The 18,550-nt window shown below is 66.7% G+C and carries 13 protein-coding genes and 2 pseudogenes; 6 read left to right on the top strand and 9 right to left on the bottom strand.

Going from position 1 to position 18,550, the window contains the following annotated elements:
* Nucleotides 1–696 precede the first annotated feature (696 nt).
* Nucleotides 697–1,137: an SRPBCC family protein gene (locus ACWDTF_RS22650; RefSeq protein WP_449755102.1), complete on the bottom strand. Its 441-nt coding sequence runs from the start codon at nt 1,135–1,137 to the stop codon at nt 697–699.
* Nucleotides 1,138–1,268: 131 nt separating this feature from the next.
* On the opposite strand from ACWDTF_RS22650, the gene ACWDTF_RS22645 reads away from it, so the two are divergent.
* Nucleotides 1,269–3,230: a gamma-glutamyltransferase family protein gene (locus ACWDTF_RS22645; RefSeq protein WP_449755101.1), complete on the top strand. Its 1,962-nt coding sequence runs from the start codon at nt 1,269–1,271 to the stop codon at nt 3,228–3,230.
* Between the two features lies 1 nt (nt 3,231).
* Here ACWDTF_RS22645 and ACWDTF_RS22640 read toward each other — a convergent pair whose 3' ends face one another.
* Nucleotides 3,232–3,720, bottom strand: a complete 489-nt coding sequence (locus ACWDTF_RS22640; protein ID WP_240857633.1) for a MarR family winged helix-turn-helix transcriptional regulator — start codon at nt 3,718–3,720, stop codon at nt 3,232–3,234.
* A 40-nt stretch (nt 3,721–3,760) separates the two neighbouring features.
* Here ACWDTF_RS22640 and ACWDTF_RS22635 point away from each other — a divergent pair, with 40 nt between their 5' ends.
* Both ACWDTF_RS22635 and ACWDTF_RS22630 read left to right on the top strand, forming a co-directional pair.
* Nucleotides 3,761–4,849 carry an FUSC family protein gene (locus ACWDTF_RS22635; RefSeq protein ID WP_449755100.1) on the top strand — a complete coding sequence of 363 codons (1,089 nt, stop codon included), beginning with the start codon at nt 3,761–3,763 and terminating at the stop codon, nt 4,847–4,849.
* A 173-nt stretch (nt 4,850–5,022) separates the two neighbouring features.
* Entirely contained in the window at nt 5,023–7,194 is a 2,172-nt protein-coding gene (locus ACWDTF_RS22630) for a glutamine synthetase III family protein (RefSeq protein WP_240857635.1), read from the top strand.
* A gap of 437 nt (nt 7,195–7,631) precedes the next feature.
* Here ACWDTF_RS22630 and ACWDTF_RS22625 read toward each other — a convergent pair whose 3' ends face one another.
* Nucleotides 7,632–9,248: a PucR family transcriptional regulator gene (locus ACWDTF_RS22625; protein ID WP_355279201.1), complete on the bottom strand. Its 1,617-nt coding sequence runs from the start codon at nt 9,246–9,248 to the stop codon at nt 7,632–7,634.
* A gap of 75 nt (nt 9,249–9,323) precedes the next feature.
* Between ACWDTF_RS22625 and pruA the strand changes: the two genes are divergently transcribed.
* Complete coding sequence (gene pruA, locus ACWDTF_RS22620) at nt 9,324–10,958, top strand: L-glutamate gamma-semialdehyde dehydrogenase (protein WP_433258309.1); 1,635 nt, start codon at nt 9,324–9,326, stop codon at nt 10,956–10,958.
* 13 nt (nt 10,959–10,971) lie between these two features.
* Nucleotides 10,972–11,922, top strand: coding sequence for a proline dehydrogenase family protein (locus ACWDTF_RS22615; RefSeq protein ID WP_433258307.1), 951 nt, complete (start codon nt 10,972–10,974; stop codon nt 11,920–11,922).
* Nucleotides 11,923–11,929: 7 nt separating this feature from the next.
* Here the strand turns inward: ACWDTF_RS22615 and ACWDTF_RS22610 are convergent, their stop codons facing one another.
* From ACWDTF_RS22610 to ACWDTF_RS22585, 6 genes and pseudogenes are all read right to left on the bottom strand, one after another.
* Nucleotides 11,930–12,478, bottom strand: a complete 549-nt coding sequence (locus ACWDTF_RS22610; protein WP_240857639.1) for a molybdenum cofactor biosysynthesis protein — start codon at nt 12,476–12,478, stop codon at nt 11,930–11,932.
* Between the two features lie 131 nt (nt 12,479–12,609).
* Nucleotides 12,610–14,148, bottom strand: coding sequence for an oxidoreductase (locus ACWDTF_RS22605; RefSeq protein WP_449755099.1), 1,539 nt, complete (start codon nt 14,146–14,148; stop codon nt 12,610–12,612).
* Nucleotides 14,145–15,029: pseudogene (locus ACWDTF_RS22600) on the bottom strand (FAD:protein FMN transferase). The gene ACWDTF_RS22605 and the pseudogene ACWDTF_RS22600 overlap by 4 nt, the downstream one beginning before the upstream one ends.
* Nucleotides 15,030–15,057: 28 nt before the next feature.
* Nucleotides 15,058–15,569 (bottom strand): annotated as a pseudogene (locus ACWDTF_RS22595) (FMN-binding protein).
* Between the two features lie 90 nt (nt 15,570–15,659).
* Nucleotides 15,660–17,486 carry a substrate-binding domain-containing protein gene (locus ACWDTF_RS22590; protein WP_355279189.1) on the bottom strand — a complete coding sequence of 609 codons (1,827 nt, stop codon included), beginning with the start codon at nt 17,484–17,486 and terminating at the stop codon, nt 15,660–15,662.
* Between the two features lie 30 nt (nt 17,487–17,516).
* Nucleotides 17,517–17,954, bottom strand: a complete 438-nt coding sequence (locus ACWDTF_RS22585; RefSeq protein WP_240857643.1) for a type II toxin-antitoxin system Rv0910 family toxin — start codon at nt 17,952–17,954, stop codon at nt 17,517–17,519.
* On the opposite strand from ACWDTF_RS22585, the gene ACWDTF_RS22580 reads away from it, so the two are divergent.
* A complete protein-coding gene (locus tag ACWDTF_RS22580) occupies nt 17,932–18,540 on the top strand; it encodes a DNA-3-methyladenine glycosylase (protein WP_355279184.1) in 609 nt (202 codons plus the stop codon). The two genes, ACWDTF_RS22585 and ACWDTF_RS22580, sit on opposite strands and share 23 nt — an antisense overlap.
* Nucleotides 18,541–18,550: the final 10 nt, after the last annotated feature.

The following is an 18,550-nucleotide window of genomic DNA, read 5'->3' as shown; positions in this document are numbered from 1 at the left end:
CGCACTCGCCATGATCCTGCTCGCCTGCGGACCGGTCACCCTCGAACTCCCATACCACACCCACACCCACCCACATCCATGACAGAAGAGCCGAATCTGTGTGCTGCAGCACACGGTTGACCCGATTCGGCACAGGGTGTGGCCTGAGGCCACCCATGGCACATCACCGCCCAGGTCGGGCGCGGCTTCGGTATGGCCACCTCTCGCGTCGTCCTGCGAGAACTCGAGTTGAGTTGGAGAACGCGAGTGCTGCAGCACTCGCGTTCTCCAATTCGGCTCCTGTTGTCGCGGGTGCCGGCCGCGCGGAGCCTCCGGGCCGCGTGGGCGGCCACGTTCTTCCCACGTCCAAGATCGTCGGCAACGCCGACGGAGGGACGCTGACTCGAAGAGTACTGCCTTCGGCCTCCTGAGCTGCAGAAACACGATACCGTCGTGCCCGAAAAATCTAGGGGAAGAAGTTCTTCCCCGGGGTTCGTAGTCGTCCGCGAGAATTTTCTGGAGGAAGACACCAAGGGCCGGGGAAGAAGTTTCCTCCCCTGCTTTTTGTGGGCGCGTGTTCCTGGCATCGCGTTCGGTAGAACGCGATGGCCGACAATCGGTGACTGAGATCGGGCCCGAGAGCGTCCGCTTCCGGGACATACCCGGACGACCACCGTCAGGGGCCCGATCCTGGCCGCCGGCCCCGACCCTCCGTGCTCAATCTGCCTGAGCGAGATGGGCTTTGATCTTGGAGTCGGTGTATCGCACACCCTGCGACGCGAACGGTCCGATGGTGGCGCCGAGCGCACGGCCGGCCAGTCCACCCGGAAGCGTGTAACCGAATTCGACCAAGACCTGTGTGCCGCCGTCCTTGTCGGCGAACTTCCACGTCGTGTCGGCCTTGAAACCCTCGATCGCCTTGAGGACGATGAGCTCGTTCTCCACCCACTCCATGCATTCGACGGTCGACTTCAGCTTCTTGGGGCCGACGTCGATGGTCACGTCGAAGACCGAGCCGAGGCCCGACTTAATGTCCGATGTCGGCTCGAACCGCTGCACGCCGAACATGTACTCGGGGACGTTCTCGTACCCGTTGACGTAGGTGAAGATCTGGTCGCGCGGACCGTCGATCAATGCTTCATGCCGTACCACTCCCACAGCGGGGCTCCCTCCGGACGAACGACAATGCGGACCGGCCCTCCACCGGCCTCGACGTCCGACCCTATGTGATCGGCACTACACGATCGCAAAGCGCCCCGTCTCCGAAGTGTCCGTCTAATCTGGCCCCTATGAGACGCCCCCGCGGCCGTCTTCGACTCCGACTGGTCGCCGTCGCCGGCGCCATCGTCCTCGCGGCCATGGCGCTGAGCGCCTGTGGCGACGACTCGGACACGGCGGCGCCGGTGACCTGCACGGAGATCCCCAACGGCGAGCACATCGCGGCGTCGCCGACCTCGAACGCCTCCACCGACATCTCGACCAATCCCGAGGTGGCCACCGGCTACCGGACCGGGATGCGACCGGTGACCACCCGCACCTTTGCCGCGGCGACCGCCAATCCGCTCGCCACCAAGGCCGCCTGCGAAGTGCTCCGCGACGGCGGGACGGCCGTCGACGCGCTCGTCGTCGCACAGCTCGTCCTGGGTCTCGTGGAACCTCAGTCGTCGGGTATCGGGGGCGGCGCGTTCGCGCTGTACTACGACGCGAAGAGCGGAACGGTGCACGCGTACGACGGCCGCGAAACGGCGCCGGCCGCGGCCACCGAGGACTATCTGCGCTACGTCAGCGCAACCGATCGGACCGAACCGAAACCGAGTGCGCGGGCGTCGGGCCGATCCATCGGCATTCCCGGCGCGATGCGGATGCTCGAGATGCTGCACGGCGCGTACGGGCAACAGGACTGGCGTTCGCTCTTCGACCCGGCGATCATGCTCGCCGACAACGGTTTCGACATCAGTCCCCGCCTCGCCGCCGCCATCGCCGCCGCGGCAGGCGATCTGTCCGCCGACCCCGATGCCCGCGCCTATTTCTTGAATCCCGATGGCTCGCCGAAGGTGACGGGCACCCGGCTGACGAACCCCGCGTACGCCAAGACCCTCGGCGCGCTCGCCACCGACGGCGCCGGCGCGCTGTATGCCGGACCGATCGCGGCCGCGATCGTGGCAAAGGCGACGAGCACGGCGAACGGCATGACGCCGAGCCTCATGACCGCGCAGGATCTCACGAATTACCGTGCGATCCAACGCACCCCGATCACCATGGACTACCGCGGACATCAGGTCGTCGGGATGCCCGGTCCGTCGTCGGGCGGCATCGCGGTCGCCTCGGCTCTGGGCATCCTGTCGAACTTCGACCTGCCGTCGATGAAGCCGACCGACCTCGACCGCGATGGCGGACGACCCGATCCGGCAGCCGTGCACCTCATCAACGAAGCAGAGCGTCTGGCCTACGCCGATCGCAACAAATACGTCGCCGATCCGGATTTCGTTCCTCTGCCCGGCCGGGGCGTGGCGACCATCCTCGACCCCGCATATCTCAAGAAGCGAGCCACGCTGATCTCCCCCGACCGCTCGCTGGGCGAGGCGCCCGCCGGGAATCTCGGACCGGTGCCGGTGGGCACGTATCCCGGGCCGGAGCACGGCACCAGTCACATCACCGTCGCCGACCGGTACGGCAACGTCGCGAGTATGACCACGACCGTCGAGTCGGCCTTCGGCAGCTTCCACATGGTCGACGGCTTCGTGCTGAACAATCAGCTGACGGATTTCTCCGCCGACCCCCGCGACGACGACGGCAACCTGGTGGCCAACCGCGTCTCACCCGGCAAACGCCCACGCTCGTCGATGGCGCCGACTCTGGTCCTGACACCCGGCACCAACGGCGCACCGGCGACCCTGCTGGCCGCTCTCGGCTCGCCCGGCGGGTCGGTGATCATCCAGTTCGTGATCAAGACCCTGGTCGCGATGCTCGACTGGGGACTCGACCCGCAGCAGGCGGTGTCGATGATCGACTTCGGATCGGCCAATACGCCCGTGTCGAATGTGGGTGGTGAGCATCCGCTGGTGGACACCGCCGACGACGGCGCGAACGATCCACTCGCGCAAGGACTCCGGGAGCGAGGCGAACAGGTCTCGGTCGCCGACCAATCCAGCGGACTGAGCGCGCTCCGCCGCCACGAGAGCGGCTGGATCGGTGGTGCCGATCCTCGTCGCGAAGGTGCCGTCATGGGCGACGACGGGACGCTGCAGTAGTTCACTCCCCCAACGAACTCAACACCCGACGCAGCAGGCCGGCGAGTGTTTCCCGCTCGGCCGGCGTCAGTGCCGCGAGAACCTGCTCGTCGTCGTCGAGCCGTCGCGGCAACTCGACGTCGACGAGTGCACGGCCGGCGTCGGTGAGTTCCAGCAGTACCACCCGACCGTCGCGTTCCGATCGTCTCCGCACGAGCAACTCTCGCTTCGCGAGACTGTCGGTCAGCTTGGTGATCGACGCACCGCTGAGCATGGTCGTGGACACCACCTCGCTCGCCCGGATCGGACCATCGGCGCGGGCGAGCGCCCCCAAGACGTCGTACTCGGAGCGCGTGATGCCGTGACGGTCGAGGTTGCGGTCGAACCGATGCGTGGTGACTGCGGCGAGCCGTTGCACGCGGCCGAGGACGCCCACGGGTGCGACGTCGAGGTCGGGATAGGCGCGCGCCCATTCCTGCTGGATGCGGTCGACGAGGTCGGAGGGGGCCATGCCATTTATTTTACTAGTAAAATAGTGATAAAGTAACCGCATGCCGACGACCATCCGTACCCGTGTCGACGCACTTGCTCACCCCATCCGGCCACGAACGTGGCGTGACGCGTTCTCGCTGGACCTGAGCAAGGCGTCGTGGGCGGTCCCGGCCCGCGTCGGCGTCGCGGTCGGCGCGGTCCTCGTGGTCGGCGGCGTCCTCGGACTCCACGACATCGCCGGATTCGCCGCCCTTGGCGCGCTGGTCTCGGCATTCTGCCGACCGGATCCGTATCGGGTGCGATCGGTGCGACTCCTTGCGCTCGGCGTGGGCATGACCGCCGCGACGGTGATCGGCGGGGTGGTCGGGCTCAGCGGCGGTGCGCTGGTGACCGAGATCGTGGTCATCGCCTCGCTGGCCGGAGCCGCTGCGGCGTTCATCGCGTCGGTCCGGATCGCCGGGCCCGGCGCGGTCGTGTTCGTCTTCGCGGCAACCGCGGCAGCCGGAGCAGTCGACGACGCATCCGGGCTGATCCGAGCGGTCGGAGCGACGGCCGCCGGCGCCGTGATCGGGATCGTCGCGTCCCTGGCGCCGTGGCTGTGGCAGCGTGTTCGGCACCCACGACGCAACCTCGACACCGACGAGCCAGACCCGCATTACGAGTCCATCTGGCGGTCGTTGGCCCGCGTGACCAACACACCGATCGTCGTCAATGCCACCCGGACGATGCTGGCAGCGGCCGCGAGTGCGACCGCCGCAGCTGCCGCCGGGCTGTCGCACCCGATGTGGGCCGCGATGGGTGCCGTCGCCGCGCTGCAGGGACTCTCGTACCACGTCACGGTGACCCGCGGACTGTCTCGCCTGCTCGGCAACGTCGCCGGCGCAGCCATCGCCGCCGCGCTGCTCGCAGTGCCTCTCGGATACTGGGGCGCGGTCATCGCGATCGTGATCTTCCAGGTCATCGCCGAGATCACCGCACCGGTGAACTACACGATCGCGTCGAGTGTCGTCACGCCGATGGCCCTGTTGCTCACCGCGTTGAGCGCAGGCCTCTCCCCTGTGGCCGCCGTCGATCGCGTCCTGGACACGCTGATCGGCATCGTCGTGGGCATCGTGATCGCCGCACTCACCATCACTGCACACGACTGATGTCGAAGTTCGGGTTCACGACTGTGTTTTCCTGCGCGTCACACAGGGGAAACGACCCGCATACACCGCGCTCATAGCGTCGAGTCGCTCGCAAACTGCGACACCCCCAGCGACATCGTCGTGCACGCACCCACCCGTGGGCGGCAAACGACGACCGGTTCTCAGGAGTAACCATGAGTGGCAGCATGTCCCGACGTCAGGCCATCAAGGCCGTCACAACGTACGAAGTGGAGACCGACGGTTTCCCAGAGCCGTTGGCGGACACCTTCGGCCGCAATGTCTTCAGCCTGTCCGTGATGAAGAAGCGTCTGCCCAAGCACGTCTTCAAGGCCGTCGCGGCAACCATCGACACCGGTGCACCCATGGATCCGACCCTCGCCGACTACGTCGCGGTCGCGATGAAGGACTGGGCCATCGAGAAGGGCGCCACCCACTACGCGCACGTTTTCTACCCGTTGACCGGTTTCACCGCGGAGAAGCACGACTCGTTCCTGGAGCCCGACTCCTCGGGTGCGTCGCTGGCCGAATTCGCCGGAAAGACGCTGCTGCAGGGTGAGCCGGATGCGTCGAGCTTCCCCAACGGCGGCCTGCGCGGCACCTTCGAGGCCCGCGGCTACACCGGCTGGGACGTCACCAGCCCGGCCTACATCCTGGAGAACCCCAACGGCAACACGCTGTGCATCCCGACCATCTTCATCTCGTGGACCGGTGAGGCACTGGACAAGAAGACCCCGCTGCTGCGCAGCCAGCAGGCGATGAGCAAGCAGGCAATGCGCCTGCTCAAGCTGTTCGGTCACGCCGACGTCGACACCGTGGTCTCTTACGCGGGCGCCGAGCAGGAGTACTTCCTTATCGACGAGCACTTCTACTACGCCCGTCCCGACATCATGACCACCAATCGCACCCTGTTCGGCGCCAAGCCGTCCAAGGGCCAGGAGTTCGACGACCACTACTTCGGCGCCATCCCGGAGCGCGTGCTGGCCTTCATGATCGAACTCGATCGTGAACTGTTCAAGCAGGGCATCCCGTCCAAGACCCGCCACAACGAGGTCGCACCGGGCCAGTTCGAGCTCGCCCCGGTGTTCGAGCGGTCGGTCCTCGCCCACGATCATCAGCAGCTGATGATGACCATCATGAAGGCCGTCGCCGAGAAGTACGGCATGAAGTGCCTGCTGCACGAGAAGCCGTTCGCGGGCGTCAACGGATCGGGCAAGCACGTCAACTTCTCGCTGGGCAACAGCAACCAGGGCAACCTGCTCAACCCCGGCGACACCCCGCACGAGAACATGCAGTTCCTCACCTTCTGCGGTGCCATCATCCGGTCCGTGCACAAGTACGGCGGGTTGCTGCGCGCGGCTGTCGCGTCGGCCTCCAACGACCACCGCCTCGGAGCCAACGAGGCTCCGCCGGCCATCATCTCGATCTTCCTCGGCGAGCAGCTGATGGACGTCTTCGAGCAGATCGCCAAGGGCGGGGCCACCGGCTCCAAGTCGGCCGGCGTCATCGAGCTCGGCGTCGACACCCTCCCACCGCTCAAGGCCGATCCGGGCGACCGCAACCGCACCAGCCCGTTCGCCTTCACCGGCAACCGATTCGAGTACCGCGCCCCCGGATCGAACCAGTCGATCTCCGACCCGATGGTCGCGATCAACACGATCCTCGCCGACTCCATCGACTACATCTCCGGTGAACTCGAGGGCCTGATCGAGGGCGGCATGGAACTGGCCGACGCGGTGCAGAAGGTGCTGCAGGAGATCATCAACGAGCACGGCGCGGTGATCTTCAACGGCAACGGCTACTCCGACGAATGGCAGGAAGAGGCCGCCGCACGTGGCCTGAAGAACCTGCGCACCACCGTCGACGCGGTCACCGAGTACACCTCACCCGAGGCGATCGAGATCTTCGAGAAGTACGGCGTGCTGTCCGCGCGTGAGCTCAAGGCACGCGAGGACGTCATCTTCGAGTACTACGCCCTGACCATCCTGGTGGAGGCCAAGGAGACCGCGGAGATCGCCAAGACGATGATCATCCCGGCCGCCATCCGCTACCAGGGTGAGCTGGCCGCAGTCGCGGCGTCGCTGAAGGCAGCCGAGATCGCTGTCGAGACCCCGCTGCTGACGGAGATCACCGCACTCATCGGCGATCTGCAGAAGGCCATGGTGGTGCTCGACGAGGGCATCGCCGGCATGCACGGCGAGGACGAGTACGAGGAGTCCAAGTACGCGCTGGACAACCTGATCCCGGCGATGACCGCTGTACGCGAGGTTGCCGACAAGTTGGAAGCCATTGTGGCCGACGACCTCTGGCCGCTGCCGACCTACAACGAGATGCTCACGATCCTCTGATCGTCGCGCAACTGACGACAGTGCCCGTCGGACCTGGTGTCCGGCGGGCACTTTCGTGTCAGCGACCCATGTGCCGACCCCGTCGGCGAACATGGACGCGGGAAGAGCGTGGCTTCGCTGCAGTAACAGCCCTCTCGCCAGAAACCGCAGGTCTGGCCAGAAACCGCTGGTGCGCCTCGGGTTTCTGACCAGACACGAGGTCCCTGTCGCAGCGCAGTCCTCGGACTCGGGAACATCGTCGTCGAGCACAGAAAGCACCGTCTTCCGCCCAAGAAACTAGGGGGAGAAAACTCGTCCCCTAGCCTTGGAGTCCTCCCCCAGAATTTCCTAGGGGACGACTTCGAACCCCGGGGAAGAGACTCTTCCCCTAGGTTTTTCGGCCACGACGCTTGCGCATTTCCGCAGGTCAGGAGGCCGGCGGCAGTACTCTTCGTGTGTCAGCTCACTCGCAACGACAACGCCACGACGAGCCGGGTGGCCGGGTCGTCGAGGTCCATGCCGGTCAGTTCCTGGATACGGCGAATGCGGTAACGCAACGTGTTCGGGTGCACATGCAGATCGCTTGCGGCGGTGCGGACATCGCCGAAGTGGTCGAGGTAGGCGCGCAGCGATGGCGTGAACTCGCTGCCCGACTCGTCGTCCAGGGCAGCAAGTGACGTCACCCGAGGGTCGACGAGATCCGGGTTCTCCGAGAGCATTCCGACGATCTCTCCCAGCAGCACGCCGGTACGCGAACGTTCGACGGTGGTGACGTCGTCGATGAGTTCCCCTTCGCGCTCGGCGGCGTCGAGCACCTGGTCGGCGTGTGTCCGCAACGCGGGCACCTCCGCCAAACCGTCTGCGGGTCCGGCGATCACCGCCCGGACCCGAACACCGAACTGACGATGCGTCGCGTCCACCGCGGCTCGGGCCCACGACATCGCGGCATCGGCGCTCACACCTGGGAGAACCACGTACGCCCGTGGGCCGACCAGCGTGGTGACCGACAGCGGACTGAATGCGCTGGCGTGCAACATCAATGCCGACACGTGGCCGGTGACGGAGTCCAGGGCAGCCGGTTCGCCCTCGGCAACACCGAAGGCGACCACCGACACCGGGCTCGCGGGATCGATACCCAACTGGGCGCCCAGATGTCCGGCGTCGATGACCTCGCCGCGGCTGCCGACGAGTCGCCGCACGAGGTCGTCGTGGTCGCTGCCGGCGGCGCGGCGCCGCGCGATCACCCGGGCCGCCACCGCTGCCGCTCCCACCAACACCTGTGACGCATCGTCGGCGAGCGGTGTCGCACCCTCCTGAAGCCACACCACACCCAGGAACGCGCCCAGTTGCTCGCCACCGCTCGGTGTGCGGATCGCGACCGCCAACCTGCGGCGCAACGCGAGATCTGCACGCTCGTCGACGACCACGACGTCCGACGACGTGCGCAAGGCGTCCATGACGCCCCACTGCCGGAGCCACGCCAGCATCTCCGGCGGCCCCTCCCGGCCGAGGATCGACAGTCGGCGCAGTTCGTCGGCCTCGTCGCCCGCGGTGCTGTAGGCGAGTACGTGCGATCCTTCGTCCTCGATGCTGACGAGTCCGCCCGTCCGGCGTGCCACCTCGCCCGCGAGTTCGAACAGATCCCCGGTGTTGCCCGCCCGCATCGACTCACCGCCGTCGTCGTCGAGGACGCGAACACCGTCGAGCACCCGGACGACGAGGTTGTAGAGCCGCTCCCAGCGGGCGTGCGGATCGACGGAGATCACCGCGATCCCGAGTCGGTCGGCGAGCGCCACCACCTCCTCCGACGGCGATTTCGACATCACCGCGACCGGACGATGCCCGCCCAGACCGGCCAGCAGCCTGCGGGTCGTCTCGTCGTCGAGCCCGACCAGCAGATACAGATCGGCACCACGCGCCGCGCGGCCCAACCCGTAGTGGATGTCGTCGATGTCGATCATGGCCAGCGACGACACCGACTCGTCCAGCCCTCGCGGAGCGGTGACCAGAGTGACGACCGTGCGGTCGAGGGCCAGCAGCAATCGCCCCAGTGGCAGACCGCGCGTGTTGTCCATATGGACAAACACTACGCCTCTATCTTTTGCAATCAGACATACTCGGGAGTGCCTTGCTCCGGGTGAACTTGGCGTATGGATGCCATCACCACGCCACCACGACCGGCCAACGAGCCGGTTCACACCTACGCACCGGGCACCCCGGAACGACGCCGCATCACCGAGGAACTCGCGGCACAGTCGTCGGCCGAACCGCGCGAACTGCCGCACGTCATCGCCGGCGCCGCACATGTCGGCGACGGCGAACCCATCTACGTCGTAGCGCCGCACGCTCACCGCGAGGTGCTGGGCACCATCACCAACGCCACCCACGACGACGCCCGGGCAGCTGTCGACGCCGCCCGCGCTGCCGCCGCCGATTGGGCGCACACCTCCTTCGACGACCGCGCCGCCGTGCTGCTGCGTGCGGCCGATCTGCTGTCCGGGCCGTGGCGCGAGCGAATCGCCGCGGCGACCATGCTCGGCCAGTCAAAGACGGTGCAGCAGGCCGAGATCGACGCGCCGTGCGAGCTGATCGACTTCTGGCGCTTCAACGTCGCCTTCGCCCGAGAGATCCTGGCCGAGCAACCCATCTCCTCTCCTGGTGTCTGGAACCGGCTCGACCACCGTCCGCTCGACGGTTTCGTCTACGCGATCACGCCGTTCAACTTCACTGCCATCGCCGGCAACCTGCCCACGGCGCCGATGCTGATGGGCAACACCGTGGTGTGGAAACCATCACCGACGCAGGCATATTCAGCCCACCTCACCATGAAGCTGCTCGAGGCGGCCGGGCTACCCGCCGGCGTGATCAATCTTGTCAACGGCGACGGCCGCGCGGTCTCCGACGTCGCACTCGCCGACGAGAACCTGGCCGGCATCCACTTCACCGGTTCGACCGCAACCTTCCAGCATCTGTGGCGCGAGGTCGGCACCAACATCGACCGCTATCGCAACTATCCGCGAATCGTCGGCGAGACCGGCGGCAAGGACTTCATCGTGGCACATGCGTCGGCCGACCCCGACGTGTTGCGCACCGCTCTCATCCGCGGAGCGTTCGAGTACCAGGGCCAGAAGTGTTCGGCCGCCTCGCGCGCCTACATCGCACGCTCGGTGTGGGACCGCATGGGCGACGACTTCCTCTCCGAGGCAGCCGAACTCACTTACGGCGACGTTCGCGACCTCACCAACTTCGGTGGCGCGTTGATCGACCGGCGCGCATTCGACAAGCAGGTCGCCGCGATCGACCGGGCCAAGTCGACGCCATCGCTGACGGTGGCGGTCGGCGGTGAATGCGACGATTCGGAAGGCTTCTTCGTGCGACCCACGGTGCTGCTCTCCGACGACCCGACCGATGAGGCGTTCTCCACCGAGTACTTCGGGCCGATCCTCTCGGTGCACGTCTACGACGATCCACAGTTCGAATCGACCCTGTCACAAGTGGATTCGACCGCCCGCTACGCCCTCACCGGCTCGATCATCGCCGGCGATGTCGGCGCGGTGGCCACGGCCGCCGACCGTCTTCGCAACGCCGCGGGCAACTTCTACATCAACGACAAGCCCACCGGCGCTGTCGTCGGCCAACAGCCGTTCGGCGGTGCGCGCGCGTCGGGCACCAACGACAAGGCGGGGTCGAAGGCGAACCTGATGCGTTGGACATCGACCCGGACCATCAAGGAAACCTTTGTGCCACCGACGGTTTCCGGCTATCCGCACATGAACGCAGAGTGAAGGGGGAACGGTTGTGAGCAAGGTTTTCGATTCGGTACTCCGGCCGGCCATCACCGCCGCCGCCAAGAGCGACCGCATCAAGGAGACGTCACAGCGCCTCGCGGTCACCGAGCGCGTCGTGCGCCGATTTGTCCCCGGCGAGCGCGAGGTCGACGTCCTCGCCGCCATTCGAGCCGAGTTCGACGACGGACTCTCGGTGACGATCGACTTCCTCGGTGAGGACACCGTGGTCGAGGCCCAGGCCGACGCGACGGTCACCGCGTATTTGTCGCTACTGGAGGCGATGTCGGGGTTGGGTGCGACTGCTTCGGGTCAGCTTGAGGTGTCGCTCAAGCTGACGGCACTCGGGCAGTCACTCCCCGAGCATGGTGCCAAGATCGCGGAGGCCAATGCTCGGCGCATCGCATCCGCGGCCCGTGCGGCGGGAGTACTCGTCACGGTTGATGCCGAGGACCACACGACCGTGGACGAACGACTGTCGATCGTGCGGTCGCTCCGCGGCGACTTCCCCGAGGTCGGGACGGTGCTACAGGCGTATCTGCGTCGTACCGAGGACGACTGCGCCGAGTTCGCTGCGTCCGGCGCCCGCATCCGGCTGTGCAAGGGCGCCTACGCCGAGCCCGCGTCGGTCGCTTTCCCCGATCGTCGTCAGATCGACGAAGCCTATCTGCGCTGTCTGCGAATCCTGATGAAGGGCAACGGTTATCCGATGGTGGCCAGCCACGATCCGGTGATCATCGAAGCGGCCGGCGTTCTGGCTCGCGAACTCGGCCGCGAGCCCGACTCGTGGGAACACCAGATGCTGTACGGCATCCGGACCGACGAACAGCGCCGTCTGGTGCAGTCGGGTGCACGGGTCCGCGTGTACATCCCGTACGGCGAGGAATGGTACGGCTACTTCGTCCGTCGGCTAGCCGAGAAGCCTGCCAACCTGGGCTTCTTCCTTCGCGCCCTCGCCGGCTGACTGTCCGTCACATCGGCTGCGCGCGTCGCACTTGATCGGCGGCACGCGTGGCATCGAGTTCGACGTCGCAGCGCAACAGTGCGGGCCCGACGTGCAGGGTGCCCGACGACAGCGGTTGTGCGCGTAGGCCACCGCGTCCGATCAGCGCCTTGCGCACACCTTCACCGGCCATCGTGTCCATCCACGCACACGGATGCGCCGGCCGGCCGCCGCGGAATCGGATGGGTCCGTCGCCGGTGTCGATCGCGAACTCGCGACCGCGCAGCGGGTCGAGTTCGACGCCTCGGACGACGACGTTGCGGCGCGCGAGGATCGGGTCCGCCTGTCCGGCAGCGGCTTCCCACGCCTCGATGGCGAGGAAGGTCACGGCAGCCTCGGTGTGCGCCCGCACCCCGAAGAACCGGTCGCCGCGGATCCCTTTGTCGGCGATCACCTCCACGGCGTCGGGTGTCGTGGTGGGCGCATCGTCGGCCGGACCGTCTTTGGGTCGGCCGAAATAGGCATGACGAGGCGACACCACGAGCATCACGATGTCGCAGTGGTACTCGAAGTCCATGCCTTTCAGGCTGCCACAAGAGCCCGCCCTGAAAGTAGGGGAAGAACTTCCTCCCCTACTCTTGGTGTCCTCCCCGCATATTTTCGAGGGGAAGACACCAAACCCCGGGGAAGAAACTTCCTCCCCTACTTTCAGTATCCGACGAAGGTGTCGGTGTGAATGCGCCACGGGCGCAGGCGGGTCGACGGGTCCAGTCGCCGGATCGACGACGAGGTGTCCGAAACAAACGTCGGCGCTCCGGACACAAAGTAGTGCGCACCTGCAGACAACAGCCCCTTCGGCACGCCGCCGTCCGCTGACACCACAACCTCGACGCGAGCACCTGCGGCCGCTGCCGCGTCGAGAACGTCGGTGTACACCCGACGCGCATCCGACCGGACAATATGCACCACAGTCAGATTCGAGAGATCAACACCCGAATCAAGGCGGGCCCGAAGCATGGAGACAAACGGCGTGATCCCGATTCCGCCGGCGACCAGAACAACGGGCGACCGTGCGAGCAGCCGATCGCGTAGCACGAATCCGCCACCGCGATTGTCGATGAAGGCTCGCGAGGCAGTTCCGTCGATGAGGTCCTGCTTGAAAGGCGACGGCGGTCCGGCCACGGTGAAGCCGAACTCGACGGGCGCGGTTCGGGATGCCGACACGAACGAGAACACCCGACGCGAACTCTGCCACAGCGGCCGGTTCCATCGCGGTACGCTGACACTGGCCCACTGGCCGGGCGCGTAGCTGGGCGGTGCGCCACTCGACACCGAGCCCTGCACGCCAAATATGTTTTCCGCCAACGGGTCCACCCGGATATCGGTCAGCGGAACACGGCGCGCCGACCGCGTGGCCAGCCGCACGACGAAGGCGAACACACAACCGATCCCCAGTGCGATCTCCGGCGTGAATTCGAGGGTGTACGAATCGGTGATCTCGACGAGTTGCTGACAGTGCAGAACTGCGCCGACCAACACGCCGTACACAACGCGGGCGACCCTCGTGGCGGGCGACGTCAACGGTTCGGGCAACATGATCGCCGCCAGGAAGATCATCGGACTCGACGTCAGCCACAGCTCGAGATCCTGACCGCCCTGGTCGAGCTGCACATAGCCGATGGCCCCAAGCGCGCCAACGAAATAGCCGACAATCAGCGGCCACTCCCGCAGCACCGTCACCAACACCGCCCCGATCACGATCATCGGGATCAGCAACGGCTTCGCGGCGACCCACCAGAACGGATAGCTCACGTCGTCGGCGCCCGCATAGGCGACGGCGTAGCAGGTGATCGCCCCCGCCACAGCAGGATTGATGATGAGCCGACGCCGCCAAACCAGCACGTACTTCGACACCGCCGCAGCCGCCGAACCCAAAGCGACCGTCGCGACGGCGGTCTCCGCCGAGCCACCGGGCAGCACGAAGAACAGGATCAGTCCGGTGATCAGCCACGAGTCGGAATTGGGCGGAACGCGAATGATGAACGCGCACAAGTACGTCACCGCACCGCTCACAACCACGGCGACGACAATCCAGGTCAGCAGGTCCGACGGTTCGTAGCCGAAGTCAGCGTCGAGCGCCGACACGACGAAGGCCGCCGCGGCCAGGAGAAGCAGGGCCAGCAGCACCGCACGGTGCGGAGTGAGCCGTCGCGACGCCCATCGACCGGGTCCAAGAATACGATTCACAGGAACAACTCCAATCCCGGCACCGCCGTGTGCTCGACGCCACCTCCGCGTCGAACCGTCACGTGATGGAAACCCTCGGGGCAATAGTCGAACCGAGTGCGCAGCGCGGCCGCCGGGGTGAAGAACAGGGCGGTCGCCAAACCGTCAGCGATCATCGCGGTCGGCGCAATCACCCACGTCGCCAACACTTCTCGCGCAGGCGATGCGGTACGCGGATCGACGATGTGATGCCACTGCGCCCACGTCCGACGATTGCTCGCCGACGCACAGATCGCCGCCCCGCTCACCTCGACCACGCCGATCGCCTTCGTCGGGGCGGAGGGATGTTAGAGCGCGACCCGGCGCGGGGTGTCGAACGCCGAGATGAACATGTCACCACCGCCGTCGACGATGTAGTCGTTTGTGGACTCGGACACGATGGCGGCAACCCGGTCCACGGCGAAACCCTTGCCCGCAGCGCCCACATCGATGACGGTGGGGACCAGGACGTCGAGCACACCGTCGTGACCACCGAGCACGGTTTCCCACGGCGGCGCAGCACGGACGCGCTCTGATGGCCGTAGCGTGTAGTCGGCGTCATAGCCGGCATCGACGAGGGTCTGGCCGACGAAGGGCGACACCGCACCCGCGGTGAGTTCGTACAGTTGCCGATACCAGTCCATCAGTGGCCGATCACTCTCTGCGATCGGGTAATCACCTGCCCGCGCGGCGATCTCGGTGACCAACGAGTCGGCGCGGAAGCGCGACCAAACGCGGTCGATGCGGTCGAGTTCGCCCGCCACCTCGGCACGCGCCGATGCGGACATCGGTGCCGGCGTGGTGATCGTCCAGCGGGTGCCGAGGGCGTCGAACACCCAGTCACTACCGGCCGGCGCGCTCATCGATCCTGCGTGTCGAAGGTGCGCCGGGTCAGGCCTGAGCCTGGGTCTTGATGTTCTCGATCGCCTGGTTGAATCCGCCCGACGTCAGCGACGAGCCGGATACCTTGTGCACGTCGATGTCATCGATGTTCTTGCCGACGACCACGGCGCTGATGCCGCTCGAGAATTTGCCCTGATACTCCGCCGACGGGCCCTTCGCGAAGCTGGTGTCGATGGTGACGCCGGTGATGATGGAGTTCGCGAGGGTGACCGTCACCCCGACCTCCTGCTGACCACCGGGTCGCGTGTATTCGCCGGTCGCGGTGTAGGTCCCGTCCTTGTACTCACCCGAACCCGACGCCGAAGTCGAACCCGCAGCAGAGGTTGCGGTGGTCGATTCGGCCGCGGTACTGCTCGACGAGTCGGCGTCGTCGGAACCGCACGCGGCGACCATCCCGACCGCGGCCATTGCGGCGAGGGCTCCCCGGTCCGTCTCAGCGTCTGCCCGCGGGCGCCGGCGGTCGGGACAGTGCTGGGCGATCGAGGCGCGGTGGCGGTCATGACGACAATTGTGCCCACCGAACACGAGGAAGGCAGCCCCCGCAGACGTTTCAGTAGGTAATCCTCAGGTAAAGGACAGGCCGCGCCGACTCATCGTCCGGCCGCCTGCACGCGCGCCGCGATGGCGTTGGTGAACACCTGCTTGATGTCGCCCGCGTTCTCGGCGACGTAGGTGGTGCCGCCGGTGGCCTGCGCGATCTTCTTGAGCGAGGTGGTGTCGGCGTCCTCGGAGATCCCGATCGTCAGGATCAGAACCGGGCGGGCCGGATCTTCGAGCCGCTTCAGCGTCGCGAGAAGTTCACTCAGGCTGATGCTGTCCGGATCCTCGTTCTTGCCGTCGGTCATGATGATGACGCTGTTGGAGTAGTTCGGGTCGTAGGTGGACTGAACCCTCTTGAACGCCGCCAAGGTGGTGTCGTAGAGACCCGTGCCGCCGCCGAGCGCCGACGGCGCCAATCCCTGACGAACGGCCGCGGCCAGTTCGTCGCGATGGTCGCCGCCCTCCGCGGGAGCATCCAGCCGCCGGATCGACGCCAGCTCGACCCAGTCCTGACCCTGTCCACCCTTGTTGATCCCGAACGCCCAGCCGCCGACCATCGCATTGCGCGGGAAGATGTCGAGGCCGGTCATCGACGCGTCGATGAGCAGGCCGGCGCGTGTGGTGTTGCCGACGGGGGTCTGCATCGACCCGGACGTGTCCTGCACGACGAGTGTGCGGATCGGCACGCCTAGGACCTGCCACTGCCGGAGGGCGCGGTCGACGGCCGCGGGATCGCGCAGGGCGAGAACCTTCACGTCTTCACCCACGCCGCCTTGCGCTGCACCGCTGCCGTCCGGGGCGCGGTAGCCGGCAGCCGCCAGCGCCTTGCGCCCGTCATCGGTCTTCACCGCCGCGACAAGCGCTGCGCCGGCGTCGGCGGCGTCGCCATGCCGTGCCGACGACGCGGTGTTCACCAGCGGGTAGTCCAGCATGACGGTGCCGTCGGCCGGAACCACGGCCTTGAGTTCGGAACCCGGGTGAGTGCGGGTGAACAGCAGGAACTGCTGTTCGGTGGTGACCACGGGCACGGTCGAGGTGTTCGCCAGATTGAGGCGGGTGCCCTCGTTGTCGTTGGTGAGACGGGCGTTGTTCTGCTGGATCGCCAGGATCGACATCGCGCCGGTCAGTTCCTGCTGCGTCAACGCACCCGAGTCGACCTCGGCGAGCGCGCCGATGATCGGGGCGTCGCCGGTGGAGGTGTCCAATGGCGAGCCGGTCCGCAGATCCTGCAGTTTCATCACGTCGACCCAGCTCTGCAGCGCAGGCACCTGTCGTCCGGCGACGACGGTCGGCGTGACGGCGATCGACGGCGTCACCAGGTCGAGGTCTTGACGCACCTGGGTGGTGACCCGTCGGGCCTGCACCTGCGAATCGGCCAGCCACAGGTCGGGCGCCTTGTCGCCCTGGGTGAGCAGGCCCGGAACGTCGGCACCTGCGGCGCTCTGCACGTCGAAGTCGAAACAGGAATCCGCGGAGGCCTTGGCCGCGATGTCGCGCAGCGCGCCGGTCATGGCGGCGTCGGACGCCACCGCCACCGTCTTCCGGTCACCACCGCAGCCGGATGATCCGGCTCGCCACAGGATGAACCCGGTGACCAGCGCCGCAATCACGACGAGCGCGGCCAGCGCCCACCACCAGCCTCGACGTCCGCCGGAGGAGGACACCTCGCGGTGTTCGAACCCGAAGTCGTCGTCGGCCGGAACCGGCTTGGTCGCCAACGGAACACGGCCCGACGGTGTCGTCGAGCCCCCAGTCGTCGAGCCCCCAGCCGACTGGCCGGTGGTGCGGCGCTGAACTCGCGCTGTGTTCGAACTCGATTGATCGGCACTGCCCGACCCGTTGACGGGCCGGTCGGAGCCGGAGCTGTGACGCCCCATGTCTTGCCTCGTTCCCCTACTGCTGATGAATCAGCCGAAAACCTCACGGAAATTGTCCAGCGACTTGCGCAAGTCCCCCGACACCGCCATCGCCGCTGCCTTTCCTGCAGGCCCGATGAGTGGCAGTCCACCCAGATCAACTGTGAAGGTTACTGCCGATCCCGCAGAAATGGGAACGATGCCCAGCTCGAGCTTGGCCTTCACCCCACCTTTGCCGTTGCCCTTGAGGCGGACCTTGGTGATCGGCTCGTACGCTTCGATCACCCAGTCGACGCGCACTCGGGTGCCCTTCACCTTGACCACAGACGTCACCTCGACGCCCTTGGCGAGCTCACCGGCTGCCGGGAGCGGGCTGCGCCAACCGTCGTGCAGCACGAGCCAGTCGTCATACCGCGACAGATCCGACGCCGCCGACCAGGTATCTTCCGGTGACAGGTCGACCTCGATGGAGCTGCTCGTCTTGGCCATGGACAGAGAGAATAGCGTCAACGCCTTCGCGCGCTCACTGCTGGGCGGTCGCCTGACCGGCCACGGCGTCACCCTCCGGATCACCGAGGTGGAGGCGTACGCCGGTCCGGACGACCCGGCGTCGCACGCCTACACGCGTACCGCACGGTCGGAAATCATGTACGGCCCCGCCGGTCGGCTCTACGTCTACCGCATCCACGGCCACCACTGCGCCAACGTGGTGCACGGCCCCGAGGGCAGCGCGTCGGCCGTCCTCCTGCGAGCCGGGGAGGTCGTCGCGGGTGAAGAGCTGGCGTTCGCCCGACGACCGGCTGCTCGCACATCGGCACACCTGGCGCGCGGACCCGGCAACCTGACGCGGGCGCTCGGAATCACCATGGCCGACCTCGACACCGACCTGGCCGGCGCGGGACCGGTTCGGTTCGACGCGATCGAAAGCAGTCCGCTCACCATCGAATCCGGACCGCGCGTGGGGGTTCGCCGGGCCGCCGACCGCCCGTGGCGACACTGGATCGCCGGCGACCCGACGGTATCGGCGTATCGGCGGCACCCGAAGGCGGTCGGCGGTGCTTCGAGAACGAACTGACTACCGAAAT

It is taken from the genome of Gordonia sp. NPDC003422 (assembly GCF_053588675.1).
Note: the sequence above shows the minus strand (reverse complement) of the source record. Positions and strands in the feature narration are given on the sequence as shown.

Bases quoted from the DNA above. Each gene is read 5' to 3' on its own strand.
- ACWDTF_RS22580 (WP_355279184.1), top strand. From the start codon at position 17,932: ATGGAGCTGCTCGTCTTGGCCATGGACAGAGAGAATAGCGTCAACGCC.
- ACWDTF_RS22610 (WP_240857639.1), bottom strand. From the start codon at position 12,478: ATGGACTTCGAGTACCACTGCGACATCGTGATGCTCGTGGTGTCGCCT.
- ACWDTF_RS22585 (WP_240857643.1), bottom strand. From the start codon at position 17,954: ATGGCCAAGACGAGCAGCTCCATCGAGGTCGACCTGTCACCGGAAGAT.
- ACWDTF_RS22630 (WP_240857635.1), top strand. From the start codon at position 5,023: ATGAGTGGCAGCATGTCCCGACGTCAGGCCATCAAGGCCGTCACAACG.
- ACWDTF_RS22645 (WP_449755101.1), top strand. From the start codon at position 1,269: ATGAGACGCCCCCGCGGCCGTCTTCGACTCCGACTGGTCGCCGTCGCC.
- ACWDTF_RS22640 (WP_240857633.1), bottom strand. From the start codon at position 3,720: ATGGCCCCCTCCGACCTCGTCGACCGCATCCAGCAGGAATGGGCGCGC.
- ACWDTF_RS22590 (WP_355279189.1), bottom strand. From the start codon at position 17,486: ATGGGGCGTCACAGCTCCGGCTCCGACCGGCCCGTCAACGGGTCGGGC.
- ACWDTF_RS22635 (WP_449755100.1), top strand. From the start codon at position 3,761: ATGCCGACGACCATCCGTACCCGTGTCGACGCACTTGCTCACCCCATC.
- ACWDTF_RS22625 (WP_355279201.1), bottom strand. From the start codon at position 9,248: ATGGACAACACGCGCGGTCTGCCACTGGGGCGATTGCTGCTGGCCCTC.
- pruA (WP_433258309.1), top strand. From the start codon at position 9,324: ATGGATGCCATCACCACGCCACCACGACCGGCCAACGAGCCGGTTCAC.